16 protein-coding genes and 1 pseudogene are annotated in these 17,753 nt (G+C 62.1%); 7 read left to right on the forward strand and 10 right to left on the reverse strand.

Annotated elements, in window-relative coordinates; genetic code table 11:
• The first annotated feature begins 138 nt into the window (after nt 1-138).
• Together AC5O5I_RS11335 and AC5O5I_RS11340 are read left to right on the forward strand one after the other, a co-directional pair.
• Nucleotides 139-1,284 carry a GGDEF domain-containing protein gene (locus AC5O5I_RS11335; protein ID WP_172229596.1) on the forward strand — a complete coding sequence of 382 codons (1,146 nt, stop codon included), beginning with the start codon at nt 139-141 and terminating at the stop codon, nt 1,282-1,284.
• Nucleotides 1,285-1,826: 542 nt separating this feature from the next.
• Complete coding sequence (locus tag AC5O5I_RS11340; RefSeq protein WP_494512798.1) at nt 1,827-2,228, forward strand: hypothetical protein; 402 nt, start codon at nt 1,827-1,829, stop codon at nt 2,226-2,228.
• A gap of 474 nt (nt 2,229-2,702) precedes the next feature.
• On the opposite strand, the gene ppnN is transcribed toward AC5O5I_RS11340, so the two are convergent.
• Together ppnN and AC5O5I_RS11350 are read right to left on the reverse strand one after the other, a co-directional pair.
• Nucleotides 2,703-4,076, reverse strand: a complete 1,374-nt coding sequence (gene ppnN / locus AC5O5I_RS11345; RefSeq protein WP_172285266.1) for a nucleotide 5'-monophosphate nucleosidase PpnN — start codon at nt 4,074-4,076, stop codon at nt 2,703-2,705.
• Nucleotides 4,077-4,224: 148 nt separating this feature from the next.
• Nucleotides 4,225-5,286, reverse strand: a complete 1,062-nt coding sequence (locus AC5O5I_RS11350) for a YeiH family protein (RefSeq protein ID WP_172226317.1) — start codon at nt 5,284-5,286, stop codon at nt 4,225-4,227.
• A gap of 111 nt (nt 5,287-5,397) precedes the next feature.
• Between AC5O5I_RS11350 and AC5O5I_RS11355 the strand changes: the two genes are divergently transcribed.
• The 3 genes from AC5O5I_RS11355 to AC5O5I_RS11365 all read left to right on the forward strand — a co-directional run bounded on the left by AC5O5I_RS11355 (nt 5,398) and on the right by AC5O5I_RS11365 (nt 7,677).
• Complete coding sequence (locus tag AC5O5I_RS11355) at nt 5,398-6,288, forward strand: LysR family transcriptional regulator (protein ID WP_172226320.1); 891 nt, start codon at nt 5,398-5,400, stop codon at nt 6,286-6,288.
• A 98-nt stretch (nt 6,289-6,386) separates the two neighbouring features.
• On the forward strand, nt 6,387-6,911 hold the full coding sequence (locus tag AC5O5I_RS11360) for a hypothetical protein (RefSeq protein WP_172226323.1): 525 nt from the start codon (nt 6,387-6,389) through the stop codon (nt 6,909-6,911).
• A 367-nt stretch (nt 6,912-7,278) separates the two neighbouring features.
• A complete protein-coding gene (locus tag AC5O5I_RS11365) occupies nt 7,279-7,677 on the forward strand; it encodes an NUDIX domain-containing protein (RefSeq protein ID WP_172226326.1) in 399 nt (132 codons plus the stop codon).
• Between the two features lie 240 nt (nt 7,678-7,917).
• Here the strand turns inward: AC5O5I_RS11365 and AC5O5I_RS11370 are convergent.
• From AC5O5I_RS11370 to AC5O5I_RS11390, 5 genes and pseudogenes are all read right to left on the reverse strand, one after another.
• Nucleotides 7,918-8,197, reverse strand: a pseudogene (locus AC5O5I_RS11370) (SDR family oxidoreductase); the annotation flags it as partial.
• 136 nt (nt 8,198-8,333) lie between these two features.
• On the reverse strand, nt 8,334-8,981 hold the full coding sequence (locus tag AC5O5I_RS11375; protein WP_172226329.1) for an isochorismatase family protein: 648 nt from the start codon (nt 8,979-8,981) through the stop codon (nt 8,334-8,336).
• A gap of 301 nt (nt 8,982-9,282) precedes the next feature.
• Nucleotides 9,283-10,212 carry a DMT family transporter gene (locus AC5O5I_RS11380; RefSeq protein WP_172226332.1) on the reverse strand — a complete coding sequence of 310 codons (930 nt, stop codon included), beginning with the start codon at nt 10,210-10,212 and terminating at the stop codon, nt 9,283-9,285.
• 437 nt (nt 10,213-10,649) lie between these two features.
• On the reverse strand, nt 10,650-12,062 hold the full coding sequence (locus tag AC5O5I_RS11385; protein WP_172226335.1) for a purine-cytosine permease family protein: 1,413 nt from the start codon (nt 12,060-12,062) through the stop codon (nt 10,650-10,652).
• Between the two features lie 318 nt (nt 12,063-12,380).
• Nucleotides 12,381-12,833, reverse strand: coding sequence for an Lrp/AsnC family transcriptional regulator (locus AC5O5I_RS11390; protein ID WP_172226338.1), 453 nt, complete (start codon nt 12,831-12,833; stop codon nt 12,381-12,383).
• 111 nt (nt 12,834-12,944) lie between these two features.
• Between AC5O5I_RS11390 and AC5O5I_RS11395 the strand changes: the two genes are divergently transcribed.
• A complete protein-coding gene (locus AC5O5I_RS11395; protein ID WP_494512595.1) occupies nt 12,945-13,559 on the forward strand; it encodes a LysE family translocator in 615 nt (204 codons plus the stop codon).
• Nucleotides 13,560-13,712: 153 nt separating this feature from the next.
• On the forward strand, nt 13,713-15,905 hold the full coding sequence (locus AC5O5I_RS11400) for a response regulator (protein ID WP_494512596.1): 2,193 nt from the start codon (nt 13,713-13,715) through the stop codon (nt 15,903-15,905).
• Here AC5O5I_RS11400 and AC5O5I_RS11405 read toward each other — a convergent pair.
• From AC5O5I_RS11405 to AC5O5I_RS11415, 3 genes are all read right to left on the reverse strand, one after another.
• The gene (locus AC5O5I_RS11405; RefSeq protein ID WP_172226347.1) at nt 15,895-16,458 is read right to left on the reverse strand and encodes an NUDIX hydrolase; all 564 of its coding nucleotides are present in this window, start codon (nt 16,456-16,458) and stop codon (nt 15,895-15,897) included. The two genes, AC5O5I_RS11400 and AC5O5I_RS11405, sit on opposite strands and share 11 nt — an antisense overlap.
• 2 nt (nt 16,459-16,460) lie before the next feature.
• On the reverse strand, nt 16,461-17,225 hold the full coding sequence (locus tag AC5O5I_RS11410; protein ID WP_172226350.1) for a GntR family transcriptional regulator: 765 nt from the start codon (nt 17,223-17,225) through the stop codon (nt 16,461-16,463).
• Between the two features lie 90 nt (nt 17,226-17,315).
• Nucleotides 17,316-17,705 carry a carboxymuconolactone decarboxylase family protein gene (locus AC5O5I_RS11415; protein WP_008100863.1) on the reverse strand — a complete coding sequence of 130 codons (390 nt, stop codon included), beginning with the start codon at nt 17,703-17,705 and terminating at the stop codon, nt 17,316-17,318.
• Between the last annotated feature and the right edge of the window lie 48 nt (nt 17,706-17,753).

Consider the following 17,753-nt stretch of genomic DNA (forward strand, 5'->3'; position numbering starts at 1 on the left):
AATGGCCTTGAGGCTGGGCTATCATTTGTCGGCAAGTGTGCAAGCCCCCTCTGAAAAGTCATCACGTGCGCATACAATCGCGCCCTTTCCTCGTTAACCAGATAGGCCAAAGCGTATATGGCGCTAGATCCACCTACGATGCTGACCATCTCGATCGCCTTGGCTGCAGCAGCTGCCCTGTACCTGGCGATCGAATGGCGCAGTGTCCGCGAACCCTCGCTGCTTTACTGGAGTGCGGGCTTCGCCACTATTACCGTCGGTTGCATCCTGGCGTTGTTGCGCGGGATCGGCTTGCTGTTCATCGGCATCTGGTTCGCCAATGGCTTGCTGGTGATCGCCCACGGGTTCTTCCTGCTGGGCGTGTTGCGCTTTACCCATGACCGCTTGTCGCGTGCCTGGTTGATCATCGTGGTGGTCTGGTTCGCCTTGCTGCTGTTGCCCGTGGGGCCGCAGTGGTCAAAGGTGATGCTGATGGTCAACTCGTTGCTGGTCGCGGCATTGACCCTCAAGGCCAGCTTCCTGCTGCGCCCGCACGGCAAGTCGCTGAGCGTCGGCGCGGTGCAGTTGCGCTACGTACTGCTGATCCACGGATTGTTCTATGTGGTGAAGGCGATCATCGCGATCACGCCGGGTACATTGATTGACCTGGCAACCTTTGGCGGGCTGATCATTCAGGTTTCCCTGGTAGAAGGGGCGATGGCGATCATGCTGATTGCCTTGTCGATGACCGGCACCGTGCGCTACCGGCGCGAGGAGCGCATCGCCCGGCTGGCAGCCCGCGACCCGCTGACGGCGCTGTACAACCGGCGCGCGCTGGAGGTGCGGGCAGCGCATTTCTTCAAGGATGTGAGCCCGGCGCAGCCTGGGGCATTGCTGCTGATCGACATCGACAATTTCAAGCTGGTGAATGACCTGCATGGGCACATTGCCGGGGACCGCTTGCTGGTTGCCCTGAGCGAGATGATTCGCGCGGTGCTGCCCGAGCGCTCACTGGCGGCGCGGTTGGGGGGCGATGAGTTTGTCATTCTGCTGAGTGGGGCCAGCAGCGAGCGGGTAGCGGAGTTGGGCGGGGTGTTGCGCGAGCAGTTCCAGCAGTATGCCGGCAAGACGGTGCCTACTCCGCAGGCAGTTACCTTGAGTATCGGCGCCAATGTGTTCGACCAGGCGCCGGCTAGCTTGGCGGCGTTGATCGAGCAGGGGGATGTGGCGTTGTATCAGTCCAAGCGCGGGGGGCGGGACAGTTTGCGTTTTGTCGAGCGGCCGATGGCTGATATCGGCCAGTAATCGACATCTCCTGAGGTCGCGACGATCAAGGTCAAGGCAACAGCTCTTGCTGTTGCTTTGCTCTGGCTTTTGCTTCTAAGCGCGATAGTCCAGGTGCCACGGATTGCGACTTCAGGAGGCTGAGCGCAGGGTTTGCGGAGGGAGGTCACGGGGCAGGCCCATGGTTACTTTTGCCAAGACAAAAGTGACCCGCCGTACGAGCGGAAAGGTGACTCAGCGCCACCCTCGCTAATGAATGTCTACTTGATGTGAATGCCCATGGCTTGAAATTTGAAGTTTGAAGTTTGAAGTTTGAAGTTTGAAGTTTGAAGCTTATGCGCCGGTTTCGATACGGCGAACAGTCCATTTGCGATGGCGACGCTGACTCACCTTTTCGCCCTTACGGCGAGTCACTTTTTTTTCTTGGAAAAAAGTAACCAAAAACCGCTCGCTCCCATCATCCGGCCCCTACGCTGCGCTTCGGGGTGCCCTCACTCCGGCCTTGCTCCCGGGAGGACCGCGCTGCAGGCCCCATCCTGGGGCCCAGCGCTTGACGGGCATCCATGCCCGTCACCTCCCTCCGCAAGGCCTGCGTTCGGCCTCCTGAAGTCGCGAAGATCAAGATCAAGATCAAGATCAAGATCAAGATCAAGATCAAGATCAAGATCAAGATCAAGATCTACAGCAACAGCAACAGCAACAGCAACAGCAACAGCAACAGCAACAGCAACAGCAACAGCAACAGCAACAGTTCCTGCTTCTGCTCTTGCTTTGCTTCTAAGCGCGCGATAGTCCAGGCGACACAGGTTGCGACTTCAGGAGGCCGAGCGCAGGGCTTGCGGAGGGAGGTGACGGGCATGGATGCCCGTCAAGCGCTGGGCCCCAGGATGGGGCCTGCAGCGCGGTCCTCCCGGGAGCAAGCCCGGAGCGAGGGAACCCCGAAGCGCAGCGTAGGGGCCGGATGATGGGAGCGGGCGGTTTTGGTTACTTTTGCCAAGACAAAAGTGACCCGCCGTAAGGGCGGAAAGGTGACTCAGCGCCACCCTCGCTAATGAATGTCTACTTGATATGAATGCCCATGGCGTGAAGCTTGAATCTTATGCGCCGGTTTAGATATGGCGAACTGTCCATGTGCGATGGCGACGCTGACTCACCTTTTCGCCCTTACGGCGAGTCACTTTTTTTCTTGGAAAAAAGTAACCAAAAACCGCTCGCTCCCATCATCCGGCCCCTACGCTGCGCTCCGGGGTGCCCTCACTCCGGCCTTGCTCCCGGGAGGACCGCGCTGCAGGCCCCATCCTGGGGCCCAGCGCTTGACGGGCATCCATGCCCGTCACCTCCCTCCGCAAGGCCTGCGTTCGGCCTCCTGAAGTCGCGAAGATCAAGATCAAGATCAAGATCAAGATCAAGATCAAGATCAACGGCAGGGGGAGTTGGTTTCAGGTGACTACCTGATAGCACGGCACATACGCTGCGCCGCCAGGCAGCTTCATCCGGTGCTGGTCGACGAAGGCCTGCAACAGCCGGCCCAGAGGGTCCAGTACGGCGCTGTCGCCACGGATCTGATATGGCCCGTGCTCTTCGATCAGGCGGATGCCCTTGTCCTTGACGTTGCCTGCCACAATCCCGGAGAACGCCCGGCGCAGGTTGGCGGCCAGTTCATGGGGCGGCAGCTCGCGACGTAGCTGCAGGTCGGCCATGGCCTGGTGGGTGGGGTCGAACGGGCGTTGGAAGCTCTCCTCGATCTTCATCAGCCAGTTGAAGTGGAAGGCATCGTTGCGCTCGCGGCGGAACTGCTTCACCGCTTTCAGGCCTTCGACCATCTGCCGGGCAACTTCCGCCGGGTCGTCGATGATGATTTCGTACAGGCGGTGCGCCGCTTCGCCCAAGGTGGCGCCGACAAACGCGTGCAACTGCTGCAGATACGGCTCGGCGCTGCGCGGGCCGGTGAGCACCACCGGGAACGGCAGGTCGCGGTTGTCCGGGTGCATGAGGATGCCCAGCAGGTACAGGAACTCCTCGGCCGTACCGGCGCCACCGGGGAAGATGATGATGCCATGGCCGACACGCACGAAGGCCTCCAGGCGCTTCTCGATGTCCGGCAGGATCACCAGTTCATTGACGATCGGGTTGGGCGCCTCGGCCGCGATGATGCCCGGCTCGGTCAGCCCCAGGTAGCGGCTGCCGTGCATCCGCTGCTTGGCGTGGGCGATGGTAGCGCCCTTCATCGGCCCCTTCATCACGCCAGGGCCGCAGCCGGTACACACGTCCAGTTTGCGCAGGCCCAGCTCGTGGCCGACCTTCTTGGTGTACTGGTATTCCTCGGTGCTGATCGAGTGGCCGCCCCAGCACACCACCATCTTCGGCTCCACGCCCGGGCGCAGAGTACGGGCATTGCGCAGCAGGTGGAAGACGTAATCGGTGATGCCCTGGGAGCTTTCCAGGTCGATGCGCTGGCTGGCCAGCTCGCTTTCGGTATAGACGATGTCGCGCAGGGCGCTGAACAGCATTTCACGGGTGCTGGCGATCATTTCGCCATCGACGAAGGCGTCGGCCGGGGCATTCAGCAGCTCCAGGCGTACGCCGCGGTCCTGTTGGTGGATGCGCACCTCGAAGTCCTTATAGGCCTCGAGGATGGTCTTGGCATTGTCGACATGGGCGCCGGTGTTGAGGATGGCCAGGGCGCACTGGCGGAACAGGGTGTAAAGGCTACCGGTACCGACTTCACTCAGTTGCTGCACTTCACGTTGTGACAGCGTCTCCAGGCTGCCTTTGGGGCTGACGGATGCATTGATGACATGGCGTTGAGGCATCTAAGTCTTTCCTGTGCGGGTAAAACATCCTTCTTTGACACCACCATACCTAGAAATGTGGACGGCAACGAGGGGGGCTGTGAAAAACCTTGAAGCCGAGTCGCCTGCTTCGCGGGTCTACTTGCGAAGCAGGCGACCCGGTCTCCAGTCAGCCCAGCAGTTTCTGCACCCCCAGGGTAATCGCCAATCCCCCACCCATCAGCCACAGGTTCAGGATCGCCCCGGTAGCCAGCGCCCGTGGCCCAGCCTGGCGGATCTGGCTGAAGCGCGTCTCCATACCCAGCGCGGTCATGGCCATGGTCAGGGCAAAGGTGTCCAGGCTGTTCACCGCCTGGGTCACGCTGCCCGGCAGCACCTGCAGCGAATTCACCAGCACCAGCGCCAGGAAGCCGAAGGCGAACCAGGGCATGGCGATGCGCCCGTTGCCTTGCGCCTGGCCCGCCTGCCGCGAGCGGCTGATCCACAGGCCCACCACCAGCAACACCGGTACCAGCAGCATTACCCGGGTCATCTTGACGATGGTGGCGATATGCGTGGCCTCGGGGCTGACGTTGCTGGCCGCGCCCACCACCTGTGCCACCTCGTGAATGGTCCCGCCCAGCAGCAGCCCGGCACCCATGGTGTCCAGGTGCAGCCAGCCAGCGTTGATCGCCAGTGGGTAAAGGAACATCGACAAGGTACCGAACAGCACCACGCTACCCACCGCCATGGCGCTTTTATGCGGGGCGCTGCGCAGCGCCGACTCGAAGGCCAGCACGGCTGCGGCACCACAGATGGCACTGCCGGCAGCGGTCAGCAAGGCGGTATCGCGGTCCAGCTTGAACAGCTTCATGCCGCACCAAAGGCCGATCAGCAGGGTGCTGCCCACCACCAGCAGCGACACCAACAGCCCCGACCAGCCGACTTCGGCAATTTCCTGCAAGCTAACCCGCAGCCCAAAGAACGCCACGGCAATGCGCAGCAGGCCGCGGGCGGAAAAGTTGATGCCCGCCGCCCAGCTTGCCGGCACGCCATCGCGCAGGGCATTGCCGTACAGCGCCCCTGCCACGATGCCGACGATGAGCGGGCTGATGCCCAGGTTGGCGATGGCCGGGATGGCGGCCAGCTCGGTGACTGCAAACGCGAACAGCGCGACGAAAAGGATGCCATTGAGCCGCCCTCGGGTAGAGAGGGTAGGTGCAAAAGCAGGGTTGGACGGAACCGTGGCCATGTGAGTCCTCCGGGAAGGTGTTTCGACAAGCCCTACGTTAATCTGGTTATAAGCTTATAAAAAATCGTAATTTAGAATGGCAAATATCCGCATAGCTGATATTTTCCATTCATGACCCCAGAACAGCTGATAACATTTGCCACTGTTGCCGAGCACGGCAACATCAGCCATGCCGCGCAGGCCCTGCACCTGTCGCAGCCGGCGGTGTCCGGACAGCTCAAGCTGCTGCAGGAGGCCTTTGGCGAGCCCCTTTACCAGCGTGCCGGCCGCGGCGTGCGGTTGACGGCGGCTGGCGAGCAGTTGCTGGCGCATGCCCAGCGCCTGCGCGAAACCTTTCGCCAGGCCCAGGCGCTGCGCGAGGCCATGCGCGGGTTGGAGCGCGGGACGCTGCGCATCGGTGCCAGCACCACACCGGCCAGTTACCTGCTGCCGTACCTGATCGCCGATTTTCACGCCCGCTACCCGGATGTGCTGGTGACTACATCACATGGCAACACTGCAGAGATCGTGGCTGCGCTGGACACTGTCGATATCGCCCTGATCGAAGGGCCCCCCGGGCAAGAGCTGCCGTTGGGAACGGAGGTGACGGCATGGCGTCAGGACGAGATCGTGGCAATCGTGCCGCGTGGGCATCCACTGGCAGAAAGTGACCAGCAAACGCTGGTGTCGCTGGGTGCTTATCCGTTAGTGCTGCGCGAGAGCGGATCAGGTGTGCGGCAGATCGTCGAGCGGGCGTTTGCCCGCGACGGCGTGGCGATGCGTGTAGCGCTGGAGATTGCCGGTGTGGAGGGCGTGAAGGAGGCGGTGCGGGCCGGGATGGGGATCGGCTTTGTATCAGCGATGTCGATACGGCATGAGGATGGGGCGTTGCGCCGGTTGCAGGTTGCGCCGCAGGCGCTGGTCAGGCGGTTTTCCATATTGATGCCGCATGCGGCCACGCCTTCCCGGGCTGCTGCGCGGTTTCTGGAGTTGTGTGTGGGCATGCAGCGAGAGGTGGGTTGACTGCAAGGTCCGCCTGCAGGCACAGGTTTAACCGCAATGAATTTTCAAACCGGGGGTTGCTCTACTGCATACACGTAGATGCATTCAGGAGTAGCGCAGTGCCCCGAATCATTACACCGCAAACCCCTGAGCATGAGGTGACGGAACACAATGCCAGGATGTTCGGTTCGCCCAAGGAGCGACTGGATTTCTACCGCAGAGAGATTCAGTACGAGACCAGCATCCTGGCCAACCGCACTGATGCGTATCTGGCCGCCCAGTCCTTCCTGGTCATCGCGTTCGTATCTTCCATGGGCAATCTGAATCAGTCATGGGGAGAGATGTTCACCCTGATCGTGCCCGCGTTTCTCGCGTTGTTGGGCGTTCTCAGCTCTCTCAATGCCTGGCCGGGAATACGTGCGGCCTATCGCATCATCGACCACTGGCAGTTGAAACAGAGCCACCTGCTGCGCAGCGAGCCGCTCATGGGGCTGGCTTATGATGAGTCGCCGCTGTTCTGCGAAGCCGAAACGTCACAGGCAGGGCATCGGAAATCGCTGCTGTTCTCACTTCGAACGCCTTGGATCTTTCTCGTATTCTGGATGCTGCTGGGGTGTTACTCGGTGTACATCCAGCTGGCGTGAGCTTGGAACAGGCGGGCGGGTAGTGGCCTCGTTCGGGAAAGCCTGACCTCGCTATCAAGCCGGGCGCCATCTGCAGTATACGATTTGCGGGCAAAAGAAAGCCCGCTGCTAGTCGGGCAAGGTCTATCACGTAGGGATGGACCAAGTCTGCCCTCGAAGTAGTGAAAATTGAGTGAAAGCAACATCTGCAAAACGTCAGCGACGTCCAGCCCAGCCAACCGCGGCTCAAGTAAAGGGTAATGGCTTGTTGGTTAGCAGCTGTGTCTATCAGGTTGAACGAGTCGTCATAAAGGTGAGTCTTCAGGGAATAAGTCTCTCTTCGCTACAACGAGACGGATATGAACCCAATGACGAGCTGAGTGTGTGCATGCGGGACAATAAAGCGCGAAAAGCCAAGATCAAGGCCAGGGCGACGATAATTTGCCTTCGAAGCGGCAAAGTCCTGCTGGTTCGGAAAAAAAGTGGAAAGTGGAATTTCCCGGGCGGCGCAATCGAGCAGGGCGAGTCGCCTGTCGCGGCCGCAGTACGGGAGCTTCGGGAGGAGACGTCCATTGAAGGCCACGGTTTGTTTGCGCTGTGCACGGTGAAGGTGGGGTGTACAGTCCACCACGTTTTCACCACACATTTCGATGATGATCAAAAACCCATGGCTTGCAATGAAATCGTGGCCTTGAAATGGGTAGTCAGAGACAAGCTAAGCCCCGCGATGTTGAATGCAACAGCCGCTGGGCTCTTGTCCAGCCAGTTGCCGGCACTGACCGTGTAGCGCTTCAGCGGCGCCGGCGCTGCGTATGGGTGATGATCAACCCGGTAACGAAACCGATGACTGCGGCACTCACCAATAACGGTATTTTGTCCTTACGGGTCAGACCGCCGTCTGCGAGCCATCGCTGCGTAACAGTTGGCGCGAGACTTTTTTCGCCAGGTTTCACGTCGCTCGGCTCGTGGTCCTGCGCAGCGTCGGCCTGCACCCGATCAGCTGCCTCGACGTCTTCAGGCATGGCGCTGACTTCCACCCTGAAAAGCTTCAATGCTGTGCCATCCACCAAGGTCAGTGTCAGGTCTTCCACCTCTCCGGCCACGCGGTCAGGAAAGACCGGTTCACCCGCAGCGTCCAGGTTGTCGTAAATGAAGCGTTTGCCCTCCACCCAGCCTACGGCTGTCAGCAACTCGGGGCCAAGATAGTATTTTCCATCGAGAAAGAAGCCAGTGAACTGGTGTGCACGTTCAACATTTTCCACCGAGTAGCGCTGACCTGCCTTCATACCTGTAGTTGGATCAATCATCACCTTCACCTCCATAGCTGGTATAGCGATGGAGATTGAGCCAGGCAGACCTGTTCCGAAGGGCTGACCAGCGGGCTAAAGCCTCGGTTGCAACCGGCCATGGCCAAGGCAACGATTACGAGAACGCTTTCGCTCATCAACGGTCTTGTTTGACCAGGCCAAGCTGGTGGTCGAGCGCGGCTTCATCGCCGCAGAGGATCACGCCCTCGGCGGCCAGCGCGCCACAGGCCTCGATGGCGCCTGCCTGGGTGAGGGCGCGGCAGGCCGGCAGGTACAGCAGCACCTGAAACCCGGCCTGGCGCAGTTGGCGGGCGGTGGTCTTGACGCAGTAGTCCAGGGCCAGGCCGCCGACGATCACTGCGGCTACCTGCTGCACCTTCAGAAATTCGATTACCCCGGTGGAGCGGCGTTCGGCCAGGTCGTGGTAGCAGGCGCCGTAGGGGTGCAGGTCGGGTTCGACGCCTTTCCACACGAAATAGTCGTAATCGATCGGCGCGGGCAGGCCGGGCAGCAGTTCGAAGCCTGGCGTGCCAGGCACGCAGTGGCTGACCCAGGTCAGGTCGGCGTTGGCCAACTGCAAGGGTTGCAGCATGCTCGCGGGCTCGGCCACCACCCACGCGGCGTTGGCAGGGTGGGCGTCCTTGCTTCCCAGGCGCAGGTCGGCGCGCAGGGCCATGGCATTCAGATCAGCCGCGATTTCGTCGCCTTCGGGGACGGGCAGCTCGTGCGGGGCGTTGGCGGTGAAGCCGTTTTGCGCGTCGACATCGAAACTGGCGATCTTCATGACGATTCCTCCTGGCCGTGTGGCGCGGGCATTTGTGTTTGACCAAAGTCTGATGCCAGGGGGGAAATGAGGTAATTGGACCTGACATGAATGCCAGCTTACCAACCTGCTGAGCGTGCTTGCTGTGAATTTCGAAGTTGAATTGCGTGAGTGAGGTCAATGCTGTAATTGCCGCGCATGAAGGGGCGCGCGCGTTTGCGCAGGATGCCCCGCCAGCGTATGGCTCTTGGTTCTAGACCACTAATAAAGCGGCCGCTCCCCTCGATAGTGTTATTCCTGTCGATCGAGCAGCCGCTTCACTTCATTGCGCGCAGCGGCTGGTATCCCCTTGCTCAGCCGGGGCCTTGCGCGCTGCTGCCAGGATAGTCGCCAGCACGATCAAGGCAGCCCCCGCCGCCATGCGCAGGGTCGGCTGGTCGCCGAACAACCACCACGCACCCAGAATCGCGTACACCGGCTCCAGCGCGATGATCATCCCCGCAGTGCGTGCTTCCAGGCCCTCCAGGCTCTTGACGAACAGGAACTGCGAAAGCCCGGTGCAAAATACCCCCAGCAGCGCCAGGTTGACCCAGTCACTGCCGCCCAGGCTGGTATTGCCCAGATGAGTGAAGGCAAACGGGGCCACCAGCGCAGCCACCACCACGTTCTGCCAGAACGCCACCTGCATGGCGTTCATGTTCGAGGCATTGCGGCGGTTGGCCACGGTCAGCAGAGCGAAGGCCAGGCCCGAGCCCAGGCCCCAGAGCAGGCCGATGGTGCCGCTGTCGAGCAGGTCGAACGATGGCACCACCATCACCAGGCCGGCAGTGACCATCAGCAACAGCAGACCTTGCACGGCACCGATCCGCTGGCCGAACACGCTGCGCTCGATCATGGCGATAAACGCCGGGAAGCTGGCGAAGCCCAGTGTGGCCACAGCCACGCCGCCCACTTTCACGGCGATGAAGAAGGTCACCCAGTGGGTGGCCAGCAGGGCGCCGGTCAGGCCCAGCACGGGCAGGTTGCGCAAGGTGATTGCATCGAGCAGGCGGGTGCCTTTCAGCCCGGCAACGAAGCCCAGGGCGATGAAGGCGAAGGTGGCGCGGCCAAAGGTGATGATGCTGGCGTCGGCTTCGATCAGGTGACCGAAGATACCGGTCAGGCCGAACAACACAGCGGCGATATGAGCAACGTACAGGGCGTTACGGTGGCCGGTGGCAGCACCGGCTACGGGGATTGAAGTCGCGATCATGGCAGTCAAGTCTTCACAATGTGACGCGCGCAAGCACTCCCGGCTGGCGCGGCGCGGGTCTTTAATACTGGGAGTTTTATCGTTATGAGCCCGGACGAACTGCCCGGTGCAAAAAGGCGCCACAGCGTTGGAATTGTGAAGCGAGGCTGCTTACTCGCAGGTACCACACCAGCCAGCCCACGGCGCGGGGCTGGTCGATGTGTGTATTATTTTTGTATACAGGGATTGGCAGCCGGTTGCGGGCGACGTGTGCTTGTCTGATCGCGACATTGGCTGTTGCCTTGCTGCGCCGCGTGGTGTCTGGCGGCTTTGTGCGGGGAGGGGCGTTGTGGGTTGTCTGATCTGGCCTCTTCGCGGGTGAACCCGCTCCCACTCAGGTATTACCGAGGTTGAGACCCGTGTAGGGTTTACCCGCTGAGGGGCCGGATCAGGCTGAATCAGTGCCCCATGGCAAGCTTGGCACTCGTCTGCCGACGACGGTAGGCACTGTCACGGCTGGCCAGCCACCAGTACAGGGGCGAGGTGATTGCCAACCCCACCAGCCAGGACAGATCGGCCCCGTTGATATGCTCGGAGATCGGCCCGACGTACAGCGGCGTGTTCATGAACGGGATCTGCACCACGATGCCGATCGCATAGGCGATCAGCGCCTGCGGGTTGTAACGTCCGTAAATGCCGCCATCGACCTGGAAGATCGACTGGATGTCGTAGTCACCCTTGTGAATGACATAGAAGTCGATCAGGTTGATCGCAGTCCACGGCACAAGCACTACCAGCAGCACCAGCACCATGTCGACGAAGTGGCCGATGAAGTCTGCCGAGGCGAACACCGCCACCACGCAGCAGGCCGACAGCACGATCAGCGACAATACCGCTCGGCTCTTGGCGGTGGGGATCCAGCGGTAGGCGAAGGTTTGCACCAGGGTGATCAGCGACAGCACCGCACCATACAGGTTGAGGGCGTTGTGGCTGATCACGCTGAGCAGGAACAGCACCAGCATGACCGGGCCCAGGGTGCCGGTGGCCAGCTTGACCGCGTCCATGGTGTCCATGCCGGCCGGAATCGCCAGCACCGCCACGGCGCCAAAGATGAACGACAGGCTCGAGCCCAGGGCCGAGCCGAGGTAGGTGGTCCAGAAGGTAGAGCTGACTTTTACATCTGCCGGCAGGTAGCGCGAGTAGTCCGATACATAGGGCGCAAAAGCGATCTGCCACAGCGCCGCCAGCGACACGGTGGCCAGCCAGCCGGCCAGGTTGAAGCCGCCGCGGGTCAGGAAATCGTCGCTTTGCACGTGGGTGAAGATGTAGCCGAAGCCGACCACGATACCGATACCCAACACCCAGGTGCCAATGCGGTTGAGCACGTGGATGAAGCGATAGCCGATGATGCCGATGATGCCCGAGCCCAGCGCGCCGATGACGATGCCCACCGACACCGGCACGGCGTCGACCACGCCATGCAGCGATTTGCCGGCCAGCACGATATTGGAGGCGAAGAAGCCGATGTACATCACCCCGGCGATCACCACCACCAGCAGCGCGCCGAGGGTGCCGAACTGGGCGCGGCTCTGGATCATCTGCGGGATGCCCATTTGCGGGCCCTGGGCCGAATGCAGCGCCATCAGCACGCCGCCGACCAGGTGGCCGACCAGGATGGCGACAACGCCCCACACCAGGTTCAGGTGAAACAGCTGCACGCCCAGCGCGCCGGTGACGATGGGCAGCGGCGCGATATTGCCGCCGAACCACAGTGTGAACAGATCCCTTACCTTTCCATGGCGGTCTTGCGGGGGCACGTAGCCGATCGTGTGTTTTTCTATCAGGGGTGCCGTATTGGCTGCACTGGTCATGACTGACTCCAAGGCAAGGTAGGGCATCGGGAACTGCCCGGGGGCGTGCCGGCGAAGGGCGACGCGTTCTTGTTGGAGCGATGATGCGGGGCGCCGGGATAACGGGAAATTAGTAAATATGTGCCCACAAACGTTAAAAAACCTAAGGCTGACAAAAGCTTAAGCGGGTGACGGTAGCAAGGAGGGTGCCATTTGGCGCGAGGGCCTGAAATAGAGGGATCAGGCGGATGGCAAGCCGGAACGGATGATCCGGCGTGGTGCATGTGTGCGTTTATGGGGCAGTCGATGTATCAGTTGTAGCCGCCTGGTGACGGACGCTTACATAGGTAATAACCGATCCTGGATGACCTCTTTCATTACCAGGGTCGAGCTCAAGCGCTTCACATTGGGAATGCTGGTCAGGTGTTCGTCATACAGCTTCTGGAAGGCGGGCAAATCCCTGGCCACCACATGCAACAGGTAGTCCGGGTCGCCAAACAGCCGCTGCGCTTCGACAATCTGTGGGATCTCGGCCAGTGCCGCTTCAAAGTCCGCTACCGGCTGGCGGGTCACCTCGCGCAGGGTCACGAACACCAGGGCGGCAAAATTCAGCCCCAGCGCGCTGGGCGCGAGGCGGGCGTGATAGCCCAGAATCGCGCCGGAGTCTTCCAGCGCCCGGAGGCGCCGATGGCACGGCGACAGGCTGAGCCCCACGCGGTCGGCCAGCTCCGTCACCGAGAGCCGACCGTCTTTTTGCAGCTCGGCAAGGATTTTTCGATCAGTCCGGTCCATTGAGAAGATTCTTCCAGTCATTAGGCGCTCGGGGGAAATATACGAAAGATAATCCTCCAGTGGAATCCGTAATCTTTCGATATCCCCAAGCAGTGGAAAAGGAAGATACAAGTGGCTATCAGTGTTCTGACGGCGTTCTGGGCTGTGTCGATGCTGTTCGTGATTACCCCGGGTGCGGACTGGGCCTACGCCATTTCGGCGGGCATGCGCGGGCGCTGGGTGATGCCTGCGGTGGCGGGCATGTTGTCGGGGCATTTCCTCGCCACTTTGGTGGTCGCTGCCGGGGTGGGGAGTTTACTGGCCGGCCACCCGCTGGCGCTGACCCTGCTGACGCTGGCCGGGTGCGCTTACCTGCTGTGGCTGGGCGGCAACCTGCTGCTGAGCCCGGCCTTGCCCGAAGCCGGGCGGGCCGGGGCGGGGGAGTCTGGCTCGCGCTGGGCGTTGAAAGGGTTCTGCGTCAGTGGCCTGAACCCGAAAGTGTTCCTGCTGTTCCTGGCTTTGTTGCCGCAGTTCACCGACCCGCAGTCGAGCTGGCCGGTGCCATTGCAGATATTGCTGCTGGGGCTGGTGCATCTGTGCAGCTCGCTGGTGATCTATTCGCTGGTCGGTTACGGCGCCAAAGCCTTGCTGAGCACGCGGCCTGGGGCGGCGAAGCTGGTCGGGCGGGTGTCGGGGGTGGCGATGATCAGCGTGGCCCTGGGGCTGATCGCTGGGCAAATGGGATGAGTGCGCTCGGGCTGTCGCTGGCCTGCCTTATGGTCCGCACCCATGCCAGCTAAATGGTGCTGTTGATCTTGCCCAGAAAAACCGCGGAACGAACTGTTGATTGCAGCTCTCCTATCCAGAGATGGATGGCAATATGCCCGGGACTACCCAGACATGAGATCGCTTCAGCAATCGACAACCCCTGTGAACCCGGCGCTCGGCTTTCTGCTGAACGGCGGTGCCATCGGCAGCCTTCTGCAGACGATGGACTGGACCGAATCACCGCTGGGCCCACCAGAAACCTGGTCGCCGCACCTGCAGGCCGTGATGACCACGCTGCTGCCGGCCCAGGCGCAATTCGTGCTGTTCTGGGGCGCCGCCTATGTGGCGTTGTACAACGATGCCTACGCCCCCACCATCGGCACCAAGCACCCGCAGGCGCTTGGCCGACCGGCGCAGGAGCATTGGCGTGAACTGTGGGACGACCTGGAGCCGTTGCTGCGCGGCGTGCGGGAGACCGGCCAGACGTTCGCAGCCAAGGATCGCCCGTTCTATATCGAGCGGCGTGGGCTTGGTGAAACGGTCTACTTCGATGTTTCCTATTCGGCCGTGCGGGAGGCCGATGGCAGTGTCGGCGGCGTGTTGTGCCTGGTCACCGACACCACCGAGCGCGTGCGTTTCCAGCAGCGCCAGGCGTTTCTGCTGCAGCTGGGCCGGACCTTGCCAGGGTTGGGCTCGGCCGAGCGCATCGAGGCCTGTGCCGTGCAACGCCTGGCCAAGGAGCTGGGCGCGGCGCGGGTGTGCTTTGGCGAGGACCAGGGCGATGGGGTCTGCTTCAAGGTGAGCCAGGACTGGGCCGATGGCGTGCCATCGCTTGTTGGCCAGCATCGATACCAGGACTTCGGTGCTTCGTTGCACGCCCAGTTGACTGCAGGGCAGACGGTGCAGCAAGCCTATGAAGACTCGCCCGCCCGATTACCGGGCCTGCACTTGAGCCTGCACGTACCCATTCTCAGGGCAGGGCGCCTGGAGGCGATGCTGGGCTTGTATTTCCATAGCCCGCGCCAGTGTTTCGAAGACGATTGCCAACTGGTCGAGGAAACCGCCAAGCAGGTCTGGGCAGCCATCACCCACGCGCGTGCCGAGCGGGCCTTGCACTTGCTCAATGAAAGCCTTGAAGAACGAGTGGCGACTGCGCTGGCCCAGCGCGAGGCTGTCATGCTGCAGCTGCACGAAGCGCACAAGATGGAAATGATCGGGCAACTCACCGGGGGTATCGCCCACGACCTCAATAATATGCTCACCCCGATCATCGGCTCGTTCGAGCTGTTGCGCCGGCATCCGCATTCAGAGCGCGCACCGCGCTTGATCGACGGTGGCCTGCAGGCGGCCGAGCGCGCGCGCAACCTGGTCGGGCGCCTGCTGAGCTTTGCCCGCCGGCAAACCCTCAAGCCCCAGGCGGTGGCATTGTCGGCACTGGTGGAGGACATGCGCGAGCTGATGGCCCGTTCGCTGGGGCCGACCATCGCCGTGCAGCTGCAGATCGACCCGGCATTGCCGGCGGTGATTGTCGACCCGCATCAGTTGGAGCTGGCGTTGCTCAATTTGGTCGTCAATGGTCGTGATGCCTTGGGCGAAGGTGGCGGCCTGCGTATCGTCGCGGGCCTGGAGGCCCAGGGGCCACCGCGTCCCGCAGGCGTGGCGGCTGGGCGCCTGGTGTGGATCCAGGTGAGTGATGACGGCTGCGGCATGGACCAGGAGCAGTTGCGCCGCTGCATCGAGCCGTTCTTCTCGACCAAGGGCGTGGGCAAAGGCACCGGCCTTGGTCTGCCGATGGTGCAGGGCCTGGCGTTGCAGTCGGGTGGCGGCTTTGACATCCGCTCGACACCCGGCCAGGGCACCCAGGCCACTCTGTGGCTGCCGGCCAGCGATGAAGTGGCGGCGTGCCGTGCTGCCGATGCCCAGGAGGTGCCGCTGGCCGAGCGGCCGAGCCGGATATTGCTGGTGGACGATGAAAACATCGTGCGCCATGCCACCGCGCTGCAGTTGCGTGACCTGGGTTATGAGGTGACCGAAGCTGCCAGCGCGGCGCAGGCATTGCGGCTGGTAGAGCAGGGCTGGATGCCGGACGTACTGGTCACCGACCATGTCATGGCCGAGATGACCGGTGTGCGATTTGCCCAGCAGATGCGCGAGCGCCAGGCAGACTTGCCCGTGCTGATCATCACCGGGTATGCCAACCTGTCGCCGCGTGAGCTGAAGGGGTTCGAGGTATTGCGCAAGCCCTACCGGCGGGCAGAGCTGGCGCAGAGCGTGGCGCGGTTGCTGGCCGGGCGGCGGACTGAGCGTTCCATGCTCAGCGAATGAAGTGCACTTTGCCGGTGTCGTCGTTGCCCATGTAGATCCCGTAGACCCCGGCTTGTCGCTCAAGGATGTAGCGCTCGAGAATCTGCCGGATGGCCGGGTAGTAGATCTCGTCCCACGGAATTTCGTCGGCCTCGAAGAACTTGTACGCCAGCGTCTCCGGCCCGTACTGGCCGGTCTCTTCGGTAGCAATGGCGCGGAAGATGATGTACACCTCGCTGATCTTCGGCACGCTGAAGATCGAATACGGCGAGACGATTTCGGCGCGTACCCCGGTTTCTTCCCAGACTTCGCGCAGCGCTGCCTGTTCGGTGGTTTCGCCGGCTTCCATGAACCCTGCCGGCAAGGTCCAGGTGCCGGGGCGCGGCGGGATCGCGCGCTGGCACAGCAGGTACTTGCCATCGCGCTCGATGATGCAGCCGGCGATCATTTTCGGGTTGATGTAGTGGACGTAGCCGCAGCCATTGCAGAGCAGGCGTTCGTGGGTGTCGCCTGTGGGAACGCCCCGGGCCAGTTCTGTGGTGCAGTGCGGGCAGTAGCGCGGGGCGTTGGGCATGATCAGCGACCTATACGGGGTTCTATGCGGGGTTCCTTGAGGGCCAGGGGCTCGACCATGTCGCGCACCTTGGCGTTGTCGTCCTGTTTCTGGCGCAGGTAGTCCAGGGCCACCTTGGCGGCGGCGCGGACGTGGTCGACCGAGGCCTGGTGGGCCACCAGCGGGTCGCCACCCTTGATCGCCTCGACGATCTTTTCCATTTCGCGGTTGCTGGCGCCGCGGCGGTTTTCCTGCGATACCGACGTGGCCCGCAGGTAGCTGATGCGCGCCTGCAACTGGCGCAGCTGCTGCGCCGCCACCTGGTTGCCGGAGCCTTCCAGCAGCACATCGTAGAAACCCTGCACCGAATCCAGCACCTGTTGCAGCTCGCCTTCCTCCAGCGCTTCGCGATTGACCTCCAGCGCGCGCTCCAGGGCACGGATGTCCTTGGCCTTGGCGTTGAGGGTGAACAACTGCACGATCAGGCCTTCGAGCACGCAGCGCAGCTCGTAGATATCGCGGGCGTCTTCCAGGGTGATGATGGCCACGCGCGGGCCCTTGGCATCGGCGAACTCCACCAGGCCTTCGGACTCCAGGTGACGCAGGGCCTCCCGCACCGAAGTACGGCTGACGCCGAGGCGGTCGCAGAGGTCGCGCTCGACCAGGCGGTCGCCTGGCAGCAAGTGGAAGTTCATGATCGCGGCGCGCAGCTTGTCGAGCACGATTTCGCGCAGGGTAACGGGGTTGCGGTTGACCTTGAAGCTGTCGTCGAGTGGCTGGCGTTTCATCAAGTGCGCTCTTAAAGAGGCTGCCCGGCCGCAACCGCAACAGCACCACGAACCTGGGGTGCTCCTTGCGTGGGTTCGAACAGCCCGGTGTTAACGGGTTGACTCCGCATCGGCTTCAGCGAACGCTTCGCGGGCCAGGCGGAAACTGTCCACCGCCGCGGGCACGCCGCAATAAATGCCGACCTGGAGCAGGATCTCGCGAATCTGTTCACGGCTCAGGCCATTACGCAAGGCGCCGCGAATGTGCAGCTTGAGCTCGTGGGGCCGGTTGAGCGCGGAAATCATGGCCAAGTTTATCATGCTGCGCTCTTTGAGCGACAAGCCTTCGCGGCCCCAGACGTGGCCCCAGCAGTATTCGGTGACCAGTTCCTGCAACGGTTTGGTGAAGTCGTCAGCGTTCTGGATCGACCGGTTGACGTAGTCCTCGCCCAGCACCTGGGTGCGGATCTGCAGGCCTTTTTCGTACTTCTCGTTGCTCATGGGCAGTACTCCGGAATAAAAAGGGGCCGCAACCGAGGGTGAGACGAT

It is taken from the genome of Pseudomonas sp. 9_2_1, assembly GCF_059295275.1.